The sequence below is a fragment of the Kitasatospora sp. NPDC093558 genome, assembly GCF_040683475.1.
GTDB lineage: Bacteria > Actinomycetota > Actinomycetes > Streptomycetales > Streptomycetaceae > Kitasatospora.
Genome location: NZ_JBFBDY010000815.1, coordinates 1 through 2,474 on the forward strand (window position 1 = coordinate 1; position 2,474 = coordinate 2,474).

The following is a 2,474-nucleotide window of genomic DNA, read 5'->3' on the forward strand; positions in this document are numbered from 1 at the left end:
GGCCGGGCGCCCGCGTTGTCGGGGATGCGGGCGTCGTCGACGTTGACGGCGACGCGCTCGACGGTGACGTCCGGGCGGCCGGCCGCCTGGCCGAGGCAGACCACCAGGTCCGGGGCGCACTCGCGCACCGCGGCGCGCAGTTCCTCGGCCGCCCGCCCGAAGACGCAGCTCAGGCGGGCGGCGGTGACCAGCAGCCCCTCGGGCGGGTTGTCGGCGACCAGGCGGGCGACCTCCCAGGACGGGTTGACGTCGGCGCCGTCGAAGGGTTCGAAGCCGGTGAGCAGGACCCTGGTCATGGGCGGCCTTTCTGAAGGCGAACGGGGTGGATCAGAACGCGAAGAGCGACATGATGGCGATGTTGCACACCAGCAGCGCGCCCGCGGTGGGAATCTGGGCCTTGATCGGCCCGTACTGGTCCTTGAGTTCGAGCAGCGCCGCCGGGACGAGGTTGAAGTTGGCGGCCATCGGGGTCACGAGCGTGCCGCAGAAGCCGGCCAGCATGCCCACGGCCAGGACGACGCCCGGATTGCCGTGCAGCTGGGTGATGAGGATCGGCCAGCCGATCGCGGCGGTCATCACCGGGAAGGCGGCGAACGCGTTGCCCATGATGATCGTGAACAGGGCCATGCCCAGGCAGTAGACCGCCACCGCCGCGTACGTGCTGCCCTCCGGCAGGAAATGGGTGGTGATCTTGCCGACCTGCTTGCCGACGCCTGCGGCCTGGAAGATCGAGCCGAGCACCGCCAGCAGCTGGGGCAGCAGCAGCGCCCAGCCCATCGCCTCCAGCAGCCCGCGCCCGGAGTGCAGGGCGACGACGGGGTTGCGCTCACGGGTGAGCAGCAGCGCGATACCGAGCGCGACGAGCGAGCCGATGCCGAGCCCGAGGAGCGTCTCGCTGCCGGTCTGGAGCAGTGAACTGCCGCCCAGGTGAACGCCCTTGAGGAGCGTGCCGCAGGCGAGTGCCACCAGCGGCAGGGCGAGCGCGGGGATGAACAGCTTGCTGCCCAGGCGCGCGGCGGAGGCGGCCCGCTGCTCGGGGGCGGCGGCCGTGGAGGTGCCGCGGCCGGTGAGCCCGAAGCCAGCCAGGCAGATCATCGCGAGGACGGCGGCGCCCAGCGGGGCCGCGGGCGCGCTCTTGTCGGCGACCCAGCTGCCGTAGACGAAGCTCGCGCCGAGCAGTCCCCAGAAGGCGGCGCTGCCGTGGCGCTTGGGGTTGGTGCGGTCCACGGCCATCTGCGCGGCCATCGCGAGGAAGACGGCACCGACCAGCCAGTACAGCCACTCGACCTTGATCACTTCGTCTTCTCCTCGACACGGGTGGCGACGGCGGGGGCGCCCTGGAGGTCCCGGGCGAGGGTGGCGTCCAGGCGCAGCAGGCGGGCGCCGTGGATGAGGGTGGCGCAGAGCGCGGTGGGGATGGCCCACAGGGCGAGCTGCACCGGCTCGAGGTCGGTGTGGTAGGTCGCGTTGACGAAGCCGGTGATCAGGAGGATCGAGCCGACGGCGAGGAAGCAGTCCTCGCCGAAGAACAGGCCGACGGTGTCGGCGCTGGCGGCGAAGGAGCGCAGGCGTTCGCGGGCCCGTTCGGTCAGGGTGCCGTGGCGGCGTTCGGCGGCGGCCTCGGCCATCGGCGCGATCATCGGGCGCACCGCCTGGGCGGGTCCGCCGAGGCCGGTGAGGCCGAGGGCGGCGGCGAGCTGGCGGACCACCAGGTAGACGGCGAGCAGGCGCCCGGCGCTGACCCTGGCGAGCTTGTTCATCAGGGTGCGGGCCTGTTCCTGCAGGCCGTGGCGCTCCAGGAGGCCGATCACGGGCAGGGTGACGGCGAAGAGGGTCACCGAGCGGCTGGAGGCGAAGCCGGTGCCGAAGGCCTCCAGGACCTTCACCGGGCTCATCCCGCCCAGCAGTCCGGTGACGACGCCGGCGGCGCCGACGACGAGGAGCGGATTTCGCCGGGTGGCGAACCCGGCCACCACGACGAGGATGCCGAGCAGAACGATCATGTTCCTGACCGCCTTTCAGAGGGGCCTCCGCCCCTGTGGGTGGCCGTCTGGGACGCCACGGGCGGAGGAGGTCCCGGCCGGGTGGGCCGCGACCGTGCGGGGGTTGCCGCGAGGCTAGGGGATTGTGGAACAATCCGACAAGAGCTCAGGAGGTGGAAGATGACCGGGGTTTTCGACGCGCTCACCGCCGACCGCGGCCGGATCGAACGCGCCAGCGCCGCCCAGCGCGTGGCCGACGTGCTGCGCGACCACATCACCGAGGGCCGGCTCGCCCCCGGCACCCGGCTGTCGGAGGAGGCGCTCGGCGACGCGCTCGCCGTCTCGCGCAACACGCTGCGCGAGGCGTTCCGGCTGCTGGCCGACCAGCGACTGGTCGTGCACGAGCTGAACCGCGGCGTGTTCGTACGGATCCTCAACCCGGCCGACGTCGCCGACATCTACACGCTGCGCCTGGCCCTGGAAACGGCCGGC

The 2,474-nt window shown here is 72.5% G+C and carries 3 protein-coding genes and 1 pseudogene; 1 reads left to right on the forward strand and 3 read right to left on the reverse strand.

The features are described from left to right. The 3 genes and pseudogenes from AB0O00_RS35585 to AB0O00_RS35595 form a co-directional block, all read right to left on the reverse strand. A pseudogene (locus AB0O00_RS35585) lies at nt 1–296 on the reverse strand (pyroglutamyl-peptidase I); the annotation flags it as partial. A 31-nt stretch (nt 297–327) separates the two neighbouring features. Then, on the reverse strand, nt 328–1,296 hold the full coding sequence (locus tag AB0O00_RS35590; RefSeq protein ID WP_363658842.1) for a DUF979 domain-containing protein: 969 nt from the start codon (nt 1,294–1,296) through the stop codon (nt 328–330). Next, nucleotides 1,293–2,003: a DUF969 domain-containing protein gene (locus tag AB0O00_RS35595; RefSeq protein WP_363658843.1), complete on the reverse strand. Its 711-nt coding sequence runs from the start codon at nt 2,001–2,003 to the stop codon at nt 1,293–1,295. The genes AB0O00_RS35590 and AB0O00_RS35595 overlap by 4 nt, the downstream gene beginning before the upstream one ends. Nucleotides 2,004–2,162: 159 nt before the next feature. On the opposite strand from AB0O00_RS35595, the gene AB0O00_RS35600 reads away from it, so the two are divergent. After that, the coding region (locus AB0O00_RS35600; protein WP_363658844.1) for a GntR family transcriptional regulator at nt 2,163–2,474 on the forward strand (312 nt) is incomplete at its 3' end.

Excerpts from the sequence above, each read along its gene's own strand:
- AB0O00_RS35595 (WP_363658843.1), bottom strand. The coding sequence starts at position 2,003 with ATGATCGTTCTGCTCGGCATCCTCGTCGTGGTGGCCGGGTTCGCCACC.